Annotated in this window: 19 protein-coding genes; 15 read left to right on the plus strand and 4 right to left on the minus strand. The window is 54.2% G+C overall.

What is annotated here, in order from left to right; translation table 11 throughout:
* Positions 1-59: 59 nt before the first annotated feature.
* The gene (locus tag OGX93_RS03135) at positions 60-869 is read right to left on the minus strand and encodes a dienelactone hydrolase family protein (protein ID WP_049009834.1); all 810 of its coding nucleotides are present in this window, start codon (positions 867-869) and stop codon (positions 60-62) included.
* Between the two features lie 258 nt (positions 870-1,127).
* On the opposite strand from OGX93_RS03135, the gene udp reads away from it, so the two are divergent.
* The 9 genes from udp to tatD all read left to right on the plus strand — a co-directional run bounded on the left by udp (position 1,128) and on the right by tatD (position 9,060).
* Complete coding sequence (gene udp, locus OGX93_RS03140) at positions 1,128-1,889, plus strand: uridine phosphorylase (RefSeq protein ID WP_012131176.1); 762 nt, start codon at positions 1,128-1,130, stop codon at positions 1,887-1,889.
* Between the two features lie 139 nt (positions 1,890-2,028).
* Entirely contained in the window at positions 2,029-3,456 is a 1,428-nt protein-coding gene (gene rmuC / locus OGX93_RS03145) for a DNA recombination protein RmuC (protein WP_024130102.1), read from the plus strand.
* Between the two features lie 94 nt (positions 3,457-3,550).
* Positions 3,551-4,306, plus strand: coding sequence for a bifunctional demethylmenaquinone methyltransferase/2-methoxy-6-polyprenyl-1,4-benzoquinol methylase UbiE (ubiE, locus tag OGX93_RS03150; RefSeq protein WP_012131179.1), 756 nt, complete (start codon positions 3,551-3,553; stop codon positions 4,304-4,306).
* 13 nt (positions 4,307-4,319) lie between these two features.
* The gene (gene ubiJ / locus OGX93_RS03155) at positions 4,320-4,925 is read left to right on the plus strand and encodes a ubiquinone biosynthesis protein UbiJ (protein ID WP_071258140.1); all 606 of its coding nucleotides are present in this window, start codon (positions 4,320-4,322) and stop codon (positions 4,923-4,925) included.
* Positions 4,922-6,562, plus strand: a complete 1,641-nt coding sequence (gene ubiB / locus OGX93_RS03160) for a ubiquinone biosynthesis regulatory protein kinase UbiB (RefSeq protein ID WP_012131181.1) — start codon at positions 4,922-4,924, stop codon at positions 6,560-6,562. The genes ubiJ and ubiB overlap by 4 nt, the downstream gene beginning before the upstream one ends.
* 73 nt (positions 6,563-6,635) lie before the next feature.
* Positions 6,636-6,902 (plus strand): Sec-independent protein translocase subunit TatA, encoded by a 267-nt coding sequence (gene tatA / locus OGX93_RS03165; RefSeq protein ID WP_012131182.1) that lies wholly within the window; start codon positions 6,636-6,638, stop codon positions 6,900-6,902.
* A gap of 3 nt (positions 6,903-6,905) precedes the next feature.
* Complete coding sequence (gene tatB, locus OGX93_RS03170) at positions 6,906-7,454, plus strand: Sec-independent protein translocase protein TatB (protein WP_012131183.1); 549 nt, start codon at positions 6,906-6,908, stop codon at positions 7,452-7,454.
* 2 nt (positions 7,455-7,456) lie between these two features.
* Positions 7,457-8,236 carry a Sec-independent protein translocase subunit TatC gene (gene tatC / locus OGX93_RS03175; RefSeq protein WP_012131184.1) on the plus strand — a complete coding sequence of 260 codons (780 nt, stop codon included), beginning with the start codon at positions 7,457-7,459 and terminating at the stop codon, positions 8,234-8,236.
* A gap of 41 nt (positions 8,237-8,277) precedes the next feature.
* A complete protein-coding gene (gene tatD / locus OGX93_RS03180; RefSeq protein ID WP_058668356.1) occupies positions 8,278-9,060 on the plus strand; it encodes a 3'-5' ssDNA/RNA exonuclease TatD in 783 nt (260 codons plus the stop codon).
* Positions 9,061-9,067: 7 nt separating this feature from the next.
* On the opposite strand, the gene rfaH is transcribed toward tatD, so the two are convergent.
* A complete protein-coding gene (gene rfaH, locus OGX93_RS03185; RefSeq protein ID WP_012131186.1) occupies positions 9,068-9,556 on the minus strand; it encodes a transcription/translation regulatory transformer protein RfaH in 489 nt (162 codons plus the stop codon).
* 243 nt (positions 9,557-9,799) lie between these two features.
* On the opposite strand from rfaH, the gene ubiD reads away from it, so the two are divergent.
* Positions 9,800-11,284 carry a 4-hydroxy-3-polyprenylbenzoate decarboxylase gene (gene ubiD / locus OGX93_RS03190; protein ID WP_012131187.1) on the plus strand — a complete coding sequence of 495 codons (1,485 nt, stop codon included), beginning with the start codon at positions 9,800-9,802 and terminating at the stop codon, positions 11,282-11,284.
* Positions 11,285-11,325: 41 nt separating this feature from the next.
* Positions 11,326-12,027, plus strand: a complete 702-nt coding sequence (gene fre, locus OGX93_RS03195; protein ID WP_012131188.1) for an NAD(P)H-flavin reductase — start codon at positions 11,326-11,328, stop codon at positions 12,025-12,027.
* A gap of 156 nt (positions 12,028-12,183) precedes the next feature.
* On the opposite strand, the gene fadA is transcribed toward fre, so the two are convergent.
* Together fadA and fadB are read right to left on the minus strand one after the other, a co-directional pair.
* Complete coding sequence (gene fadA, locus OGX93_RS03200) at positions 12,184-13,353, minus strand: acetyl-CoA C-acyltransferase FadA (RefSeq protein ID WP_047459952.1); 1,170 nt, start codon at positions 13,351-13,353, stop codon at positions 12,184-12,186.
* A gap of 9 nt (positions 13,354-13,362) precedes the next feature.
* Complete coding sequence (gene fadB / locus OGX93_RS03205) at positions 13,363-15,552, minus strand: fatty acid oxidation complex subunit alpha FadB (RefSeq protein WP_286449442.1); 2,190 nt, start codon at positions 15,550-15,552, stop codon at positions 13,363-13,365.
* A gap of 187 nt (positions 15,553-15,739) precedes the next feature.
* On the opposite strand from fadB, the gene pepQ reads away from it, so the two are divergent.
* Genes pepQ through hemG form a run of 4 tightly spaced genes read left to right on the plus strand, consistent with a single transcriptional unit; the run spans position 15,740 to position 19,731 of the window.
* Complete coding sequence (gene pepQ, locus OGX93_RS03210; RefSeq protein ID WP_286449443.1) at positions 15,740-17,071, plus strand: Xaa-Pro dipeptidase; 1,332 nt, start codon at positions 15,740-15,742, stop codon at positions 17,069-17,071.
* A complete protein-coding gene (locus tag OGX93_RS03215) occupies positions 17,071-17,685 on the plus strand; it encodes an IMPACT family protein (protein WP_286449444.1) in 615 nt (204 codons plus the stop codon). The genes pepQ and OGX93_RS03215 overlap by 1 nt, the downstream gene beginning before the upstream one ends.
* Before the next feature lie 37 nt (positions 17,686-17,722).
* Positions 17,723-19,174, plus strand: a complete 1,452-nt coding sequence (gene trkH / locus OGX93_RS03220) for a Trk system potassium transporter TrkH (protein ID WP_012131195.1) — start codon at positions 17,723-17,725, stop codon at positions 19,172-19,174.
* A gap of 11 nt (positions 19,175-19,185) precedes the next feature.
* A complete protein-coding gene (gene hemG, locus OGX93_RS03225; RefSeq protein WP_047459942.1) occupies positions 19,186-19,731 on the plus strand; it encodes a menaquinone-dependent protoporphyrinogen IX dehydrogenase in 546 nt (181 codons plus the stop codon).
* The last annotated feature ends 100 nt before the right edge of the window (positions 19,732-19,831 follow it).

Consider the following 19,831-nt stretch of genomic DNA (forward strand, 5'->3'; position numbering starts at 1 on the left):
CAGGAAATCGCAACTGTTGTAGGCCCGGTAAGGCGTAGCCGCCACCGGGCAATTAACGTTTATTTCTTCCCGCCGTACTGCGCAAACCACTCAAGCATTCTTTGCCAGCCATCTTTCGCCGACTCTTCATGATAGCTCGGACGATAATCCGCATTAAAAGCATGTCCTGCATCCGGGTAAACGACGATCTCCGCTTTGGCGTTTGCTGCGCGCAGCGCCTGCCGCATGGTTTCGACGGTATCCACGGGAATGCCAGTGTCCTGCCCGCCATACAGCCCCAGAACCGGCGCGTTCAGATCGGTCGCGATATCCACCGGGTGTCTGGGCGAGTTCAGGGTTTTGTCCCCGACCAGCTTTCCATACCATGCTACCGCGGCTTTTAACTGTGGATTGTGTGCTGCATACAGCCAGGTAATGCGCCCGCCCCAGCAAAAGCCGGTTATCATCAGACGATGCACATCGCCGCCGTTGCGGGAGGCCCAACTGGCGACGTGGTCCAGATCCGCCAGTACCTGAGAGTCCGGTACTTTGGCCACCAGACCGCTTAACAGCGTTGGGATATCGGCAAAATCGTTCGGATCGCCTTCGCGGAAATAGAGTTCTGGTGCGATAGCCAGATACCCTTCCAGCGCCAGGCGACGGCAAACGTCGCGAATATGTTCATGAACGCCAAAGATCTCCTGCACCACAATGACAACGGGTAACGCGCCATCGTTCACTTTTGGCCGCGCGTGCCAGGCGGGCATCTCATCACCCTGAGTAGGAATAGATGTTACGCCTGCGATAATGGCGTCATCCGGGGTGTGAACCGTTGTGGTAGCAAGGGGGGAAGCAGCAGGTGCAAAGCCAGATTGTTGTGTCGTTGTCATGGTATTCTCCGTACCCTTAAGGAAATAGCGCAATGTTAAATATAGACAGCATGCAACAAATCACATTGCCTGAAACAGGCTATCTTTTGTGCAATGCTGCGCGGTATTGATATGTTTATGTGATTAACATCACTATTTCATGGTAATTCAATGCAATTTATTTACTTCATGGTGATGAGTGTCACGAAACTATTTTTAGCTCTTCGGTAAAGTGTCTTTTTGCTTCTTCTGACAAACCCGATTCACAGAGGAGTTTTTATGTCCAAGTCTGATGTTTTTCATCTCGGCCTCACCAAAAATGATTTACAAGGGGCTACGCTGGCTATCGTCCCTGGCGACCCGGAGCGTGTGGAAAAGATCGCCGCGCTGATGGAAAAGCCGGTTAAGCTGGCATCTCATCGCGAATTCACCACCTGGCGTGCTGAGCTGGATGGTAAAGCTATCATCGTCTGCTCTACCGGTATTGGCGGCCCGTCCACCTCTATTGCGGTAGAGGAACTGGCGCAACTGGGTATTCGTACTTTCCTGCGTATCGGCACCACTGGCGCTATTCAGCCGCATATCAACGTGGGCGATGTGCTGGTCACAACCGCGTCTGTACGTCTGGACGGAGCGAGCCTGCACTTTGCGCCGATGGAGTTCCCGGCCGTCGCCGATTTTGAATGTACGACTGCGCTGGTTGAAGCGGCGAAATCCGTGGGCGCGACCACTCACGTTGGCGTTACCGCCTCTTCTGACACCTTCTATCCGGGTCAGGAACGTTACGACACCTTCTCTGGCCGCGTCGTTCGTCGTTTCAAAGGTTCTATGGAAGAGTGGCAATCGATGGGCGTCATGAACTACGAAATGGAATCCGCCACGCTGCTGACCATGTGCGCAAGCCAGGGTCTGCGTGCCGGTATGGTGGCGGGCGTTATCGTTAACCGCACTCAGCAAGAGATCCCGAATGCGGAAACGATGAAACAGACCGAAAGCCATGCGGTGAAAATTGTCGTGGAAGCGGCGCGTCGTCTGCTGTAATTCTTCCCTTCCCCACGAAAGGCCGACGCGTTCGGCCTTTTCTTTTTGCGTAGCGCCTCGCAGGAAAACCCTTTCAAACTGGACGTTTATACAGCACAATTCTATTTTGTGCGGGTAATTCCTTGATGCAGGGGGCGTGGTGGATATCACAATCATTTTGTATGCCGTGTTGGCGCTGGCAGGTGTGGGGGTAGGCTGGCTGATCGCCAGTTATCAACAGGCGCAGCATAAGGCCGAACAGCTAGCGGAACGTGAAGAGATTGTGGCGTCGCTCAGCGCTGCAAGACAGCAGGTTGCGTTAAGCGAACACTGGCGCGAAGAGTGTGAACTGCTCAATAACGAACTGCGCAATCTGCGGGACATCAACACCTCGCTGGAAGCGGATCTGCGTGAAGTTACCACGCGGCTGGAGGCCACTCAGCTGCATGCGGAAGATAAAATCCGCCAGATGATCAACAGCGAACAGCGCTTAAGCGAGCAGTTTGAGAACCTTGCCAACCGCATCTTCGAGCAGAGCAACCGCCGGGTTGATGAGCAAAACCGCCAGAGTCTGAATAGCCTGTTAACGCCGCTGCGCGAACAGCTGGATGGCTTCCGTCGCCAGGTGCAGGACAGCTTTGGTCAGGAGGCGCGTGAACGCCACACCCTGGCGCATGAGATCCGCAATCTACAACAGCTGAATGCGCAGATGACGCAGGAAGCGGTGAACCTGACGCGCGCATTGAAAGGCGATAATAAAACCCAGGGTAACTGGGGAGAAGTGGTGCTGACGCGCGTACTTGAAGCCTCGGGTCTGCGTGAAGGTTATGAGTATGAAACCCAGGTGAGTATTGAAAATGACGCCCGCTCGCGTATGCAGCCGGATGTCATTGTGCGTCTGCCGCAAGGGAAGGATGTCGTCATCGACGCCAAAATGACGCTGGTTGCCTATGAGCGCTATTTTAACGCTGAAGATGAGTACACGCGCGAAAGCGCGTTGCAGGAGCACATCGCGTCAGTACGTAACCATATTCGCTTGCTGGGGCGCAAGGATTACCAGCAGTTGCCGGGGTTACGCACGCTCGACTATGTGCTGATGTTCATTCCTGTCGAGCCTGCGTTTTTACTGGCGCTGGACAGACAGCCCGAACTGATTACCGAAGCGCTTAAAAATAATATTATGCTGGTCAGCCCGACGACGTTGCTGGTGGCGTTGCGTACGATTGCCAACTTATGGCGCTATGAGCATCAAAGCCGTAACGCGCAGCACATCGCAGACAGAGCCAGCAAACTCTACGACAAGATGCGCTTATTTATCGATGACATGTCGTCCATCGGCCAGAGTCTGGACAAAGCGCAGGACAACTACCGGCAAGCCATGAAAAAACTCTCCTCAGGGCGTGGAAATGTGCTGGCGCAGGCGGAGGCTTTTCGTGAACTGGGGGTAGAAATCAAACGCGAGATAAATCCAGATCTGGTTGAACGTGCGACCTCGCAGGATGAAGAGTATCGTTTACGCGCGGTTCCTGAAGATCAACAGGATACGCCTTGTGCTGATGATGAGCGGGTAAATCAGCAATCGCACTAGTTCCTTCGGGGTAGCGGAGCCCGGTTGAAGGGTAGGGCAAATTGGCCCAATCTGTTACACTTCTCGAACATTTTATTGATGAGCAGGCACTGAGATGGTGGAAGATTCACAAGAAACGACGCACTTTGGCTTTCAGACCGTCGCTAAAGAGCAGAAAGCTGACATGGTGGCCCACGTTTTTCATTCTGTGGCGTCAAAGTACGATGTCATGAATGACTTGATGTCATTTGGCATTCACCGCTTGTGGAAGCGCTTCACCATCGACTGTAGCGGCGTACGTCGTGGTCAGACCGTTCTTGACCTGGCGGGCGGTACAGGCGACCTGACAGCCAAATTCTCGCGTCTGGTTGGCGAAACCGGCAACGTTATCCTGGCGGATATCAATGACTCGATGCTCAAAATGGGCCGCGAGAAGCTGCGTAACATTGGCGTGATTGGCAATGTTAAGTACGTGCAGGCCAACGCCGAAGCGCTACCTTTCCCGGATAACACATTCGATTGCATCACCATTTCGTTTGGTCTGCGTAATGTGACGGAAAAAGAGAAAGCGCTGCGCTCCATGTACCGTGTACTGAAACCGGGCGGGCGTTTGCTGGTACTTGAGTTTTCTAAACCAATTATCGAGCCGCTGAGCAAAGCGTATGACGCATATTCATTCCACATTTTGCCGCGTATTGGCTCAGTCGTGGCGAATGATGCGGACAGTTACCGCTATCTGGCGGAATCTATCCGTATGCATCCGGATCAGGACACCTTAAAAGCGATGATGCAGGACGCCGGGTTTGAAAGCGTCGATTACTACAACCTGACGGCGGGCGTTGTTGCGCTGCATCGTGGCTATAAGTTCTGACAGGAGACCGGGGATGCCTTTTACACCCTTCGTGACCGCAGGAATCGAAAATCTGCTCAATACCTTTCTGTACCGTTCACCGGCGCTGAAATCCGCCAGAGCGCGTTTGCAGGACAAGGTGCTGCGTGTGGAGCTCAAAGGATTTTCGACGCCGCTCGTATTGGTGTTCAGTGAACGCCAGGTCGATGTGCTGGGGGCATGGGAAGGCGAGGCTGATTGCACGGTCATCACGCATGCCAGCGTGTTGCCTGAATTGCGCGATCGCCAGCGGCTTACCGCGCTTATTCGCAGCGGCGAGCTGGAGGTTCAGGGCGATATTCAGGTGGTACAGAATTTTGTGGCGCTGGCCGATCTGGCGGAATTCGATCCCGCAGAGCTTTTAGCGCCTTATACCGGCGATATCGCGGCGGAAGGGATCAGCAAAGTCCTGCGTGGCGGCGCTAAGTTTTTACGTCATAACATTCAGCGTCAGCAGCGTTATATCGCTGAGGTGATAACTGAAGAGTGGCGTATGGCGCCCGGGCCGCTGGAAGTGGCATGGTTTGCAGAAGAAACGGCAGCCGTTGAGCGTGCAGTAGACGCGCTGACTAAACGGCTGGAAAAACTGGAGGCCAAATGACGCCAGGTGAAGTACGGCGCCTTTATTTCATCATTCGCACCTTTTTAAGTTACGGCCTTGATGAGCTGATCCCCAAAATGCGTATCACGCTGCCGCTTCGGTTATGGCGTTACTCATTATTCTGGATGCCGAACCGGCATAAAGACAAACCGCTGGGTGAACGATTAAGGCTGGCTTTGCAGGAGCTGGGGCCGGTGTGGATCAAATTTGGTCAAATGCTTTCCACCCGTCGTGACCTTTTTCCGCCTCAGATTGCCGATCAGCTTGCGCTATTGCAGGATAAAGTCGCCCCTTTTGATGGCGCGCTGGCGAAAGCACAAATTGAAGAAGCAATGGGCGGCCTGCCTGTTGAAGAGTGGTTTGATGACTTTGACATCCAGCCATTAGCCTCTGCGTCGATTGCCCAGGTACATACCGCGCGGCTGAAGTCGAACGGTAAAGAGGTGGTGATTAAGGTTATCCGCCCGGATATTCTGCCGGTTATTAAAGCCGATTTAAAACTGATCTACCGTCTTGCCCGTTGGGTGCCGCGCCTGCTGCCGGATGGACGACGCCTGCGCCCGACCGAAGTCGTTCGCGAGTATGAAAAAACGCTGATCGATGAGCTGAATTTGCTGCGTGAATCGGCAAACGCCATCCAGCTACGGCGTAATTTTGAAAACAGCCCCATGCTGTATGTTCCCGAAGTCTATTCCGACTACTGTAGTCAGGACATGATGGTCATGGAGCGGATTTACGGCATTCCCGTTTCGGATGTGGCGACGCTGGAAAAGAACGGCACCAACATGAAGCTGCTGGCTGAGCGTGGCGTACAGGTCTTCTTTACTCAGGTGTTCCGCGACAGTTTTTTCCATGCGGATATGCACCCTGGCAATATCTTCGTCAGCTATGAGCATCCTGAAAATCCGAAATACATTGGGATTGATTGCGGCATTGTGGGGTCGCTGAACAAAGAGGATAAACGCTATCTGGCGGAGAATTTCATCGCGTTCTTTAACCGTGACTACCGCAAAGTAGCGGAACTGCATGTGGATTCAGGGTGGGTGCCACCGGATACCAATGTTGAAGAGTTTGAGTTCGCTATCCGCACCGTGTGCGAGCCCATTTTCGAAAAACCGCTGGCGGAAATCTCGTTTGGTCACGTTTTATTAAACCTTTTCAATACGGCGCGTCGATTTAACATGGAAGTCCAGCCACAGCTGGTATTGTTACAAAAGACATTGCTGTATGTTGAAGGGGTTGGACGCCAGCTCTATCCACAGTTGGATCTGTGGAAAACGGCGAAGCCGTTTCTTGAATCCTGGATTAAAGATCAGGTTGGCATTCCTGCGCTCACCAGAGCACTTAAGGAAAAAGCGCCGTTCTGGGTCGAAAAAATGCCAGAAATACCTGAACTGGTGTATGACAGTTTGCGCCAGGGCAAATATTTACAGCACAGTGTTGATAAGATTGCGCGCGAGCTTCAGGAGAATCATGTGCGTCAGGGACAATCCCGCTATTTACTGGGCATTGGCGCGACGTTGTTGTTAAGTGGGACATTCCTGCTTGTCAGCCGCCCGGAATGGGGGCTGATGCCTTGCTGGTTAATGGCTGGAGGCCTGGTCGCCTGGCTGATTGGCTGGCGTAAAACTCGCTGATTTTTTCATCGCTCAAGGCAAGTCGTGTATAATGCGACCTTAATAATTCATCATCTATCACAGAGGAACTCGTATGGGTGGTATCAGTATTTGGCAGTTGTTGATCATTGCCGTCATCGTTGTACTGCTATTTGGCACCAAAAAGCTCGGCTCCATCGGTTCCGATCTTGGCGCGTCCATTAAAGGCTTCAAAAAAGCGATGAGCGATGATGATGCGAAGCAGGATAAAACCAGTCAGGACGCTGATTTTACCGCTAAATCTATCGCTGATAAGCAAGGTGAAGCGCAAGGCGAAGCGAAGAAAGAAGACGCCAAAAGTCACGATAAAGAGCAGGTATAATTCGTGTTTGACATCGGTTTTAGCGAACTGCTGTTGGTATTCGTGATCGGCCTCATCGTTCTGGGGCCTCAACGATTGCCGGTAGCGGTAAAAACGGTAGCGGGCTGGGTACGCGCGTTGCGATCCCTTGCGACCACGGTGCAGAATGAACTGACCCAGGAGCTGAAGCTCCAGGAGTTTCAGGACAGTCTGAAGAAGGTCGAAAAAGCGAGCCTCCAGAACCTGACTCCAGAACTGAAAGCCTCGATGGATGAACTTCGTCAGGCCGCGGAGTCGATGAAGCGTTCCTACAGCGCCAACGATCCTGAAAAAGCGAGCGATGAAGCGCATACCATCCATAATCCGGTGGTGAAGGATAACGAAGCGCAGCATGAAGGGGTTACACCTGCCGCCGCTGAAACCCAGGCCAATTCTCCTGAGCAAACACCGGAAACGGCTGATGCCGGGCAGCCTGAACAGACGGAAGCCGCTTCCGTAAACGAGATGGACGCAGAAAAGAAATCCGCCGCGACTGTTGTCGAATCCTCCCCCTCGTCGAGTGATAAATCGTAAACATGGCTGTAGATGATACCCAACCTCTTATTACGCATCTGATTGAACTGCGTAAGCGTCTGTTGAACTGCATTATTGCGGTTATTGTGATTTTTCTGGCGTTGGTCTATTTCGCCAATGACATTTATCACATGGTTGCCGCGCCGCTGATCGAACAGATGCCGCAGGGTGCGACGATGATCGCCACCGACGTGGCCTCGCCGTTTTTCACCCCTATCAAACTGACTTTCATGGTGTCGCTGATCCTGTCTGCGCCCGTGATTTTGTACCAGGTATGGGCGTTTATTGCCCCTGCGCTGTATAAGCATGAACGTCGTCTTGTCGTGCCGCTGCTGGTGTCCAGCTCGCTGTTGTTCTATATCGGCATGGCGTTCGCCTACTTTGTGGTCTTCCCGCTCGCGTTTGGTTTCCTTGCCAATACCGCGCCGCAGGGCGTACAGGTTTCTACCGATATCGCCAGTTACCTCAGCTTTGTGATGGCGTTATTTATGGCATTCGGCGTCTCTTTCGAGGTGCCCGTCGCGATTGTCCTGCTCTGCTGGATGGGGGTAACTACCCCTGAGGACTTGCGTAAGAAGCGTCCTTACGTCGTGGTTGGCGCGTTTGTCGTGGGGATGCTGCTGACGCCGCCAGATGTCTTCTCACAAACATTGCTGGCGATACCGATGTACTGCCTGTTTGAGGTTGGCGTGTTCTTCTCTCGCTTCTATGTCGGTAAACGACGTCCACGAGAAGAAGATGACGAGGCCGAGACTGAGCAGGCCGGGAAAACTGAAGAATAAACGCAACCGCCCGTCAGGGCGGTTGTTATATGGGAGGAAGCATGTTTGATATCGGCGTTAATTTAACCAGTTCGCAATTTGCGAAAGATCGCGATGACGTGGTGACGCGCGCGCTGGCTGCCGGGGTGTCAGGTATGCTTCTGACCGGAACCAATCTTCACGAAAGCCAGCAGGCGCAAAAACTGGCGCAGCGTTATGCCTGCTGCTGGTCGACGGCTGGCGTACATCCGCATGACAGCAGCCAGTGGCAATCAGAAACTGAAGACGCGATCGTCGCTCTGGCGAGCCAGCCGGACGTGGTGGCGATTGGCGAATGTGGTCTGGACTTCAATCGTAATTTTTCCACGCCGCAAGAACAGGAACGCGCCTTCCAGGCGCAGTTGCGCATTGCCGCTGAGTTGCAGATGCCCGTTTTTATGCACTGTCGGGATGCGCATGCGCGTTTTCTGGCGCTGCTTGAGCCGTGGCTGGATAAACTCCCGGGCGCGGTGTTGCATTGCTTTACCGGTACGCGTAAGGAGATGCAGGAGTGCATAGACAGAGGGCTTTATATCGGTATCACGGGTTGGGTCTGCGATGAACGTCGCGGTCTTGAATTGCGTGAGTTGCTGCCCTTCATCCCTGCGGAAAAACTGTTGATTGAGACCGACGCCCCTTACCTGTTGCCGCGCGATCTCACGCCTAAACCGGCTTCGCGGCGTAACGAACCGGCGCATCTGGCGCACATTCTTGCGCGCGTTGCCCACTGGCGCGGGGAAGACCCGCAATGGCTGGCGGCCACAACGGATGCCAATGTCAAAACGCTGTTTGGGATTGCCTTCTAAAGCGCGCTTAAACTTTACGAAACGCGGTGTTTTTCACGCTCTGCTTCACCTCTTTATTCAGCAGGTTAAGCAGCAGCATGGAGCGCGCTTCGCCATCCGGTTCGGTAAAAATCGCCTTCAGACCTTCAAATGCGCCTTCAGTGATAATCACGCTGTCTCCCGGGTAGGGCGTTTCGGGATCAACAACGCCTTCCGGTTTGTAGACAGAAAGCTGATGAATCACGTTGGACGGAACGGTGGCAGGGTGCGCGCCAAACCGCACGAAGTGGCTGACGCCACGCGTGGCGTTGATCGTGGTGGTATGAATCACTTCCGGGTCGAATTCAACAAACAGATAGTTAGGAAAGAGCGGTTCGCTAACGGCGGTACGTTTGCCGCGCACCATTTTTTCCAGCGTGATCATCGGCGTCAGGCAATTTACCGCCTGTCTTTCGAGGTGTTCCTGGGCACGCTGAAGTTGCCCGCGCTTGCAGTACAGTAAATACCAGGATTGCATAATAACTCTTATCCGCTTGTCCGGGGCGCAAGCATAACAAAAGCCATGCGCTAAGTTAATTATACCCGTTGTATTTCAGGCTGCTTCTTTGTTGGCTACCTCGCCGCAACCTGAAATTCATTGGGTAGATAACCCCCGGGTTCCCCTGTACCGTCAGAGTTCACGCTAATTTAACAAAAATACAGCATCACGATGATGAACGCCGTATAATGAGGCGCTTACAAAGAGGCCACAACTGACGCCATGAAATATCACGACTTACGCGACTTCCTGACGCTGCTGGAACAGCAGGGTGAACTCAAACGCATTACGCTTGCGGTAGATCCTCATCTGGAAATGACTGAAATTGCTGACCGTACGCTGCGTGCGGGCGGGCCTGCTCTGTTGTTTGAAAATCCCAAAGGCTATGCGATGCCGGTGCTGTGCAACCTGTTTGGCACGCCCAGACGCGTCGCAATGGGCATGGGCCAGGAAGATGTCACCGCGTTGCGCGAAGTCGGCAAGCTGCTGGCGTTTCTGAAAGAGCCGGAGCCGCCGAAAGGGTTCCGCGACCTGTTTGATAAGCTGCCGCAGTTTAAGCAAGTGCTGAACATGCCGACCAAACGACTACGCGGCGCGCCGTGCCAGCAGAAAGTGTTCTCTGGCGACGACGTTGATTTACAGCGTATTCCCATCATGACCTGCTGGCCGGAAGATGCCGCGCCGCTTATTACCTGGGGGCTGACCGTGACGCGCGGCCCTCACAAAGAGCGGCAAAATCTGGGGATCTACCGTCAGCAACTGATCGGCAAAAACAAGTTGATCATGCGTTGGTTGTCGCATCGTGGCGGCGCGCTGGATTTCCAGGAGTGGTGCGCGGCGCATCCTGGTGAGCGTTTCCCGATTGCCGTGGCACTGGGCGCCGATCCGGCCACCATTCTCGGCGCAGTGACTCCCGTACCGGATACACTGTCGGAATACGCGTTTGCAGGGCTGCTGCGTGGCACAAAGACGGAAGTGGTTAAATGTCTCTCCAGCGATCTTGAAGTACCTGCAAGTGCGGAAATCGTCCTGGAAGGTTATATTGAACCGGGCGAAATGGCGGCGGAAGGGCCGTATGGCGACCACACCGGTTATTACAATGAAGTGGATAACTTCCCGGTTTTCACCGTTACGCACATTACGCAGCGTGAAGACGCCATTTATCACTCGACTTATACCGGCCGACCGCCTGATGAACCTGCTGTGCTCGGTGTGGCGTTGAATGAAGTCTTCGTCCCGATTTTGCAAAAGCAGTTCCCGGAAATTGTTGATTTCTATCTTCCGCCGGAAGGGTGTTCTTATCGACTGGCCGTTGTAACGATGAAAAAGCAGTACGCGGGTCATGCGAAACGCGTCATGATGGGCGTTTGGTCATTTTTACGCCAGTTTATGTATACCAAATTTGTTATCGTCTGCGATGACGACGTCAACGCACGCGACTGGAATGATGTGATTTGGGCGATCACCACCCGTATGGACCCGGCGCGGGATACGGTGCTGGTAGAAAACACCCCCATTGATTATCTGGATTTTGCCTCGCCGATCTCCGGGCTAGGTTCAAAAATGGGACTGGATGCCACAAACAAATGGCCGGGCGAAACCCAACGTGAGTGGGGGCGTCCTATCAAGAAAGATCCTGAAGTGACTGCGCGTATTGACGCGATTTGGGATGAGCTGGCCATCTTTAACGACGGTAAAGGCGCCTGAGGCGCGATCGTTTTGCCCTATAGACCCGACAGAGGGAGCGCATGACAACCTTAAGCTGTAAAGTGACCTCGGTAGAAGCTATCACCGATACCGTATATCGCGTTCGTTTAGTGCCAGACGCGGCGTTTTCCTTTCGCGCTGGTCAGTATCTGATGGTCGTAATGGATGAGCGGGATAAGCGTCCGTTCTCTATGGCCTCCACGCCGGATGAGCACGGATTCATTGAGCTGCACATTGGCGCTTCGGAGCTTAATCTGTATGCGATGGCGGTGATGGATCGCATTCTGAAAGACAGAGAAATTGTCGTCGATATTCCGCATGGCGAAGCCTGGCTGCGTGATGATGAAGAGCGCCCGCTGATTCTGATTGCGGGGGGAACGGGTTTCTCCTATGTCCGTTCAATTTTGCTGACGGCGCTTGCGCGTAATCCGAATCGCGACGTGACGATCTACTGGGGCGGACGTGAAGAGAAGCATCTTTACGATCTCGCTGAGCTGGAGGCGCTTTCGGTTCAGCACCCGAATCTGCGCGTTGAGCCGGTGGTAGAGCAACCGGAAGAAGGCTGGCGTGGCCGCACGGGCACGGTATTAACTGCGGTATTGCAGGATCACGGTACGCTGGCGGGGCATGACATCTACATTGCCGGTCGTTTTGAGATGGCGAAAATCGCTCGTGACCTGTTCTGCAATGAGCGTAACGCGCGGGAAGATCGCCTGTTTGGCGATGCGTTTGCCTTTATCTAAGCAATAAAAAAACCCGCCCCTGACAGGCGGGAAGAACGGCAACTAAATTGTTATAGAGTGGCATTTGCGTTGTAGGCCGGATAAGACGCCTGAGCGTCGTCATCCGGCATGGTCGCCGGGGGCGCTTCGCTTGCCCGGCCTGCAATAAATAACGCTCTATGATTGAACTCGCTCAAATACTGTCGCGATACCCTGACCTAATCCGATACACATCGTCGCCAGGCCAAACTGGGCGTCTTTGCGCTCCATCAGATTCAACAGCGTGGTGCTGATGCGCGCCCCGGAACAACCCAGCGGGTGGCCCAGTGCGATCGCGCCGCCGTTGAGGTTGATCTTCTCGTCAATCTGCTCCATCAGTCCCAGATCTTTTATACACGGCAGGATCTGCGCGGCAAACGCTTCGTTCATTTCAAACAAATCGATATCGCTGGCGGCAAGCCCTGCTTTTTTCAGCGCCAGTTTTGACGCCGGAACCGGGCCGTAACCCATAATTGAGGGATCGCAACCGACAACCGCCATTGAACGAATGCGGGCGCGTGGTTGCAGACCCAGTTCACGCGCACGGCTTTCGCTCATTACCAGCATGGCGGCTGCGCCATCGGAGAGGGCGGAAGAAGTGCCTGCGGTCACGGTGCCGCTGACCGGATCAAACGCGGGGCGCAGAGTCGACAGCGCTTCGACGGTGGTCTCCGGGCGGATGACTTCGTCGTAGTTAAACTGCTTCAGCACGCCGTCGGCGTCATGACCACCGGTCGGGATGATCTCGTTTTTAAACGCGCCGGACTGCGTGGCTGCCCAGGCGCGGGCGTGTGAGCGTGCGGCAAACGCATCCTGCATTTCACGGCTGATGCCGTGCATACGGGAAAGCATTTCTGCCGTCAGCCCCATCATCCCGGCGGCTTTGGCTACGTTGCGGCTCAGGCCGGGATGGAAATCGACGCCATGACTCATTGGCACATGGCCCATATGCTCCACGCCGCCAATCAGGCACGCCTGTGCGTCACCGGTCATGATCATCCGTGCGGCATCGTGCAGCGCCTGCATGGAGGAACCACACAGACGGTTAACGGTGACCGCCGGAACGGAGTGGGGGATTTCAGCCAGTAGCGCGGCGTTGCGGGCGATGTTAAAACCCTGCTCCAGCGTTTGTTGCACGCAGCCCCAGTAAATGTCGCCGATAGCGGCTGCTTCCAGCGCCGGATTACGCGCCAGCAGACTGCGCATTAAGTGTGCGGAGAGATCTTCTGCCCGCACGTTACGAAATGCGCCGCCCTTTGAACGGCCCATCGGGGTGCGAATTGCATCGACAATGACAACCTGTTCCATTGTGACTCCTTAAGCCGTTTTCAGGTCGCCAACCGGGCGGGCTGGCTCAACCGGGGGATAGTACGGTTCGTTATGGCGCGCTTTGTTACGCAGACCTTCCGGCACTTCATAGAGTGGGCCGAGGTGCTGATACTGCTGCGCCATATCGAGATATTTTGCGCTGCCGAGCGTATCCAGCCAGCGGAACGCGCCGCCGTGGAACGGAGGGAAGCCCAGACCGTAAACCAGCGCCATATCCGCTTCTGCCGGACTGGCGATGATGCCTTCTTCCAGACAGCGCACCACTTCGTTGACCATCGGAATCATCATGCGGGCGATAATCTCTTCGTCGCTGAAGTCGCGCTTCGGCTGGCTGACCTCTGCCAGCAGGCTGTCCACGGCCGCATCTTCTTCTTTCTTCGGCTTGCCTTTGCTGTCTTCTTTATAGCGCCAGAAGCCGAGACCGTTTTTCTGACCATAGCGGCTGGCGTCAAACAGCGCGTCGATGGCATCACGATAATCTTTCTGCATACGCTGTGGGAAACCGGCCGCCATGACTGCCTGCGCATGATGCGCGGTATCAATCCCGACCACATCCAGCAGATAAGCCGGGCCCATCGGCCAGCCAAACTGTTTCTCCATCACTTTGTCGACTTTGCGGAAATCGGCGCCGTCGCGCAGTAGCTGGCTGAAACCGGCAAAATACGGGAACAGTACGCGGTTAACAAAGAAGCCGGGGCAGTCGTTGACCACAATCGGCGTTTTGCCCATTTTGCTGGCCCAGGCGACGACTTTAGCGATGGTTTCATTCGAGCTTTTCTCGCCGCGAATGATTTCAACCAGCGGCATCCGGTGTACCGGGTTAAAGAAGTGCATGCCGCAGAAGTTTTCCGGGCGCTTCAGCGCGCTTGCCAGTTCGCTAATTGGAATGGTGGACGTATTCGACGCCAGCACGGTATCCGGGCGGACGTTGTCTTCGGTCTCCGCCAGTACCACTTTCTTCACTTTCGGGTTTTCCACTACCGCTTCGACCACTACATCAACGCGATCAAAACCGGCGTAGTCCAGCGTTGGGTGAATTGTTGAAATCACGCCCGCCAGTTTCAGGCCGTCGATCCTGCCGCGTTCCAGCTGCTTATTCAGCAGTTTCGCCGCTTCGGTCATGCCCAGCGTCAGGGATTTGTCGTTGATATCTTTCATGATCACCGGCACGCCTTTCCAGGCTGACTGGTAAGCGATGCCGCCGCCCATAATACCTGCGCCCAGTACGGCTGCCTGCTTCGGTGTTTCAACGTCTTTGGTCAGCTTTTTCGCTTTACCTTTCACGAACTGATCGTTGAGGAAGATACCGACCAGCGCGCGGGCTTCATTGGTATGCGCCAGCGGGACAAAGCTTTTATTTTCCAGATTCAGGGCTTCTTCACGGCCAAAGCGTGCGGCGGCTTCGATCGTTTTCACGGCGGTCATCGGGGCGGGGTAATGCTTCCCGGCCGTCTGCGCCACCATGCCTTTGGCGATGGTAAAGCTCATCGCCGCTTCAATTTTACTGAGCTTCAACGGTTCCAGCTTCGGCTGGCGTTTGGCTTTCCAGTCCAGTGAGCCGTCAATCGCCTGACGTAATACCGCTATTGCGCCATCAAGCAGTTTTTCCGGTTTCACGACACCGTCGACCAGGCCGATTTTCAGCGCCTGCTCAGCGCCGATGTCTTTCCCGGCAGCAATAATTTCCAGCGCGCTGTCAGCGCCCAGCATACGCGGCATACGGACAGAACCGCCAAAGCCCGGCATGATGCCCAGCTTCGTTTCCGGCAGGCCAATGCGCAGATCCGGCGTCACCAGACGATAATCAGTTGCCAGTACGCACTCGCAGCCGCCGCCCAGCGCATAGCCGTTGATGGCGGAAAGCGTTGGCACCGGTAAATCTTCGAGGCGATTAAAGACGCTGTTGGCAAAGTGCAGCCACTGGCTTAACTGTTCTTCAGGAACAAGGAACAGCGAAAGGAATTCGGTGATATCAGCACCGACAATAAAGGCTGCTTTGTTAGAGCGCAGCAGCAGCCCTTTTAAATCTGTTTGCTTTTCCAGCACGTCCAGCGCCTGGCCGAGGCTGGCGACGGTCGCAGTGTCGAGTTTATTGACCGATCCTGGGGCATCGAACACCAGTTCGGCGATGCCATCTTCCAGCCAGTCGAGGTACAGGGTGTCGCCTTTGTAAAGCATGTCAGTCTCCTGAATCCGCAAGGTGATCTGGTCATACCAGATGAAGCGAGTGTGTATTTTGTGTTAAAAAAATGCAAATGAGAGATTAAAAAAATGCCGATGCGATCACGCTCGGCAGAAATCACGCTCTCCCGGAGCGATGTGCTAAGATGCGGAGACTCGAGGTCAAAAAACAGAAGGGTAGAAAATGGAATCACTGGCCGCACTCTATAAAAATCATATCGTTACCTTACAAGAACGGACGCGTGACGCACTGGCGCGTTTTAAGCTGGATGCGCTACTTATTCACTCCGGCGAGCTTATCAACGTCTTCCTCGACGACCATCCCTATCCGTTTAAAGTTAACCCGCAGTTTAAAGCCTGGGTACCGGTCACACAGGTTCCAAATTGCTGGTTGCTGGTCGATGGCGTGAATAAACCCAAACTGTGGTTCTACCTGCCGGTGGATTACTGGCACAACGTTGAGCCGCTGCCCACGTCGTTCTGGACCGAAGAGGTAGAGGTGATTGCCCTGCCGAAAGCCGACGGTATTGGCAGCCAGCTCCCTGCCGCGCGCGGTAATATCGGTTACATCGGTCCGGTGCCGGAGCGTGCGCTGCAACTGGATATCGCCGCCAGCAACATCAACCCGAAAGGGGTGATCGATTACCTGCATTACTACCGTGCGTACAAAACGGATTACGAACTGGCCTGTATGCGTGAAGCGCAGAAAACGGCGGTGAACGGCCATCGCGCGGCAGAAGAAGCGTTCCGTTCCGGTATGAGCGAGTTCGACATTAACCTGGCTTACCTGACCGCGACCGGCCACCGTGACGCCGATGTGCCTTATAGCAATATCGTGGCGCTCAACGAGCACGCTTCGGTTCTTCATTACACCAAACTGGATCATCGCGCGCCGTCTGAAATGCGCAGCTTCCTGCTGGATGCCGGGGCGGAATATAACGGTTACGCCGCAGACCTGACGCGTACCTGGGCGGCAAACAATGACACCGATTACGCTCAGTTAATCAAAGATGTGAATGACGAACAGCTGGCGCTGATTGCGACCATGAAAGCGGGCGTCAGCTACGTGGATTATCACATTCAGTTCCATCAACGCATCGCGAAATTGCTGCGTAAGCATCAGATTGTCACCGATATCAGCGAAGAAGCGATGGTCGAGAACAATCTCACCGGGCCGTTTATGCCGCACGGTATTGGTCATCAACTGGGTCTTCAGGTTCATGATGTTGCAGGCTTTATGCAGGACGATACCGGGACGCATCTGGCCGCGCCGTCGAAATACCCTTATCTGCGCTGCACCCGCGTGCTGCAACCGCGCATGGTGTTGACCATTGAGCCGGGGATCTACTTTATCGAATCGCTGTTGGCGCCGTGGCGCGAGGGGCAATTCAGCAAGCACTTCAACTGGCAGAAAATTGAAGCGCTGAAACCGTTCGGCGGCATTCGTATTGAAGACAACGTGGTGATTCACGAAAACGGTGTTGAAAATATGACGCGGGATTTGAAACTGGCGTGATGGACAGCTGGTTAATCCCTGCGGCGCCGGTCACTGTCGAGGAAGAGATCAAAAAAAGCCGCTTCATTACGCTGCTCGCCCACACGGACGGCGTTGAAGCGGCGAAAGCCTTTGTTGGTGCTGTCAGAGCGGCGCATCCAGATGCGCGTCATCATTGCGTGGCATGGGTGGCGGGCGCGCCGGATGATTCACAACAGCTGGGATTTTCTGATGATGGCGAACCGGCGGGAACGGCGGGCAAACCGATGCTTGCCCAGCTAATGGGCAGCGGCGTTGGCGAGATCACCGCTGTCGTGGTGCGTTACTATGGCGGTATTCTGCTCGGCACCGGTGGGCTGGTAAAAGCCTACGGCGGCGGCGTGAATCAGGCGTTGCGTCAGTTAACGACGCAGCGCAAGACGCCGTTAACCGAATATACTTTGCAGTGTGAGTACGGCCAACTGGCCGGAATAGAAGCATTATTAGGGCAGTTTGCCGGTCAAATCGTTACCAGCGATTATCAGGCATTCGTTCGGCTCAGGGTGGCGCTTCCTTATGCGAATGTGGATGAATTTTCAGCAAGGCTGGCGGATTTTAGCCGTGGTTCATTGCAATTGTTAGCGATTGAAGAATAATCCCACCTCATTTTGAAGAACAAAGGAAGCGGCAGAGATGCATTTTCGCGCCATTACCCGAATCGTTGGACTGCTGGTCATTTTATTTTCGGGAACAATGATCCTCCCTGGACTGGTTGCGTTGATCTACCGTGATGGGGCGGGGCGGGCATTCACGCAGACATTCTTTGTCGCACTGGTGATCGGCTCTCTGCTGTGGTGGCCCAACCGCCGGGAGAAAGGCGAGCTTAAATCCCGCGAAGGGTTTCTCATTGTGGTGCTGTTCTGGACCGTACTGGGAAGCGTGGGGGCGTTGCCGTTTATCTTCTCTGAAAGCCCGAACCTCACCATTACCGATGCTTTTTTTGAATCATTCTCCGGCTTAACGACAACGGGCGCGACGACGCTGGTGGGGCTGGACTCTTTACCGCACGCGATTCTCTTTTACCGCCAGATGCTGCAATGGTTTGGCGGGATGGGGATCATTGTGCTGGCGGTGGCGATTCTCCCTATCCTCGGCGTCGGGGGGATGCAGCTCTACCGCGCAGAAATGCCGGGGCCGCTGAAAGACAATAAAATGCGCCCGCGTATTGCGGAAACGGCAAAGACGCTATGGCTGATTTATGTGTTACTGACGGTGGCCTGCGCGCTGGCGCTATGGTTCGCCGGAATGCCCGCGTTTGACGCCATTGGGCACAGTTTTTCTACTATCGCCATTGGCGGTTTCTCTACGCACGATGCCAGCGTCGGTTATTTCGATAGCCCGACCATTAACAGCATCATGGCTATCTTCTTGCTGATCTCTGGCTGTAACTACGGTCTGCACTTCTCTTTATTAAGCGGGCGCAGCCTGAAAGTTTACTGGCGTGACCCTGAATTTCGCATGTTCATTGGCGTTCAGTTGACGCTGGTGGTGATCTGTACGCTGGTGCTGTGGTTCCACGATATCTATAACTCGGCGCTGACCACGCTCAACCAGGCGTTCTTTCAGGTCGTATCAATGGCGACAACCGCCGGGTTTACCACCGACAGCATCGCCCGCTGGCCGCTCTTTCTGCCGGTGCTGCTGTTATGCTCTGCGTTTATCGGCGGCTGTGCGGGGTCAACGGGCGGCGGGCTGAAGGTGATCCGCATCTTGCTGCTGTTCAAACAGGGGAACCGTGAACTGAAGCGTCTGGTCCATCCGAATGCGGTTTACAGTATAAAACTGGGGCACCGTGCGCTGCCGGAACGTATCCTCGAAGCGGTATGGGGATTCTTTTCTGCTTATGCCTTAGTCTTTATTGTCAGTATGCTAGCCATTATCGCGACTGGCGTGGATGACTTTTCCGCGTTTGCCTCCGTTGTGGCGACCCTTAACAACCTGGGGCCAGGGTTAGGTGTGGTTGCGGACAACTTTGCCAGCATGAACCCTGTTGCGAAATGGATTCTGATCGCCAATATGTTATTTGGTCGTCTTGAAGTCTTTACTTTGCTGGTACTTTTTACCCCTACCTTCTGGCGTGAATAATGGAGTAACACGTGAAAACATTGATTCTTTTTTCTACCCGGGACGGACAAACGCGCGAGATAGCTTCTTATCTGGCCTCGGAATTAAAGGAGTTGGGGATCTGGGCGGATGTGATTAATCTCCATCGTACTGAAGAGCTGGACTGGCAAAGTTACGATCGCGTGGTGATTGGCGCCTCTATTCGTTATGGTCATTACCATGCCGCTTTCCAGGAGTTTGTGAAGAAGCACGCTACGCGCCTGAACGCGATGCCGAGTGCGTTTTATTCCGTTAACCTGGTCGCGCGTAAACCTGAAAAGCGCACACCGCAGACCAACAGCTACGCGCGCAAGTTTCTGATGAGTTCGCAGTGGCGACCCGATCTTTGCGCCGTTATTGCTGGCGCGCTTCGTTACCCTCGTTACCGCTGGTATGACCGTCTGATGATTAAACTCATTATGAAGATGTCTGGCGGTGAAACGGATACGAGTAAAGAAGTGGTCTATACCGACTGGGAACAAGTGGCGAATTTTGCCCGCGACATCGCCCAATTAACCAACAAATCGTTGGCAAAATAAACGTAAAGAATAAAAAACACGCAGTCGGAAAATAATTTTAAATTTCCCCTTGTCAGGCCGGAATAACTCCCTATAATGCGCCTCCACTGACACGGAACAA

Origin of the sequence: Citrobacter sp. CK195 (genome assembly GCF_030333365.1) — a bacterium.
GTDB classification, from domain to species: Bacteria; Pseudomonadota; Gammaproteobacteria; order Enterobacterales; family Enterobacteriaceae; genus Citrobacter_B; species Citrobacter_B koseri.

Coding starts and splice junctions, on each gene's coding strand:
- rfaH (WP_012131186.1), bottom strand. CDS start 9,556: ATGCAATCCTGGTATTTACTGTACTGCAAGCGCGGGCAACTTCAGCGT.
- OGX93_RS03135 (WP_049009834.1), bottom strand. CDS start 869: ATGACAACGACACAACAATCTGGCTTTGCACCTGCTGCTTCCCCCCTT.
- ubiE (WP_012131179.1), top strand. CDS start 3,551: ATGGTGGAAGATTCACAAGAAACGACGCACTTTGGCTTTCAGACCGTC.
- OGX93_RS03215 (WP_286449444.1), top strand. CDS start 17,071: ATGGACAGCTGGTTAATCCCTGCGGCGCCGGTCACTGTCGAGGAAGAG.
- ubiD (WP_012131187.1), top strand. CDS start 9,800: ATGAAATATCACGACTTACGCGACTTCCTGACGCTGCTGGAACAGCAG.
- fadA (WP_047459952.1), bottom strand. CDS start 13,353: ATGGAACAGGTTGTCATTGTCGATGCAATTCGCACCCCGATGGGCCGT.
- tatD (WP_058668356.1), top strand. CDS start 8,278: ATGTTTGATATCGGCGTTAATTTAACCAGTTCGCAATTTGCGAAAGAT.
- ubiB (WP_012131181.1), top strand. CDS start 4,922: ATGACGCCAGGTGAAGTACGGCGCCTTTATTTCATCATTCGCACCTTT.
- trkH (WP_012131195.1), top strand. CDS start 17,723: ATGCATTTTCGCGCCATTACCCGAATCGTTGGACTGCTGGTCATTTTA.
- tatC (WP_012131184.1), top strand. CDS start 7,457: ATGGCTGTAGATGATACCCAACCTCTTATTACGCATCTGATTGAACTG.
- udp (WP_012131176.1), top strand. CDS start 1,128: ATGTCCAAGTCTGATGTTTTTCATCTCGGCCTCACCAAAAATGATTTA.
- ubiJ (WP_071258140.1), top strand. CDS start 4,320: ATGCCTTTTACACCCTTCGTGACCGCAGGAATCGAAAATCTGCTCAAT.
- tatA (WP_012131182.1), top strand. CDS start 6,636: ATGGGTGGTATCAGTATTTGGCAGTTGTTGATCATTGCCGTCATCGTT.
- fadB (WP_286449442.1), bottom strand. CDS start 15,552: ATGCTTTACAAAGGCGACACCCTGTACCTCGACTGGCTGGAAGATGGC.
- fre (WP_012131188.1), top strand. CDS start 11,326: ATGACAACCTTAAGCTGTAAAGTGACCTCGGTAGAAGCTATCACCGAT.
- pepQ (WP_286449443.1), top strand. CDS start 15,740: ATGGAATCACTGGCCGCACTCTATAAAAATCATATCGTTACCTTACAA.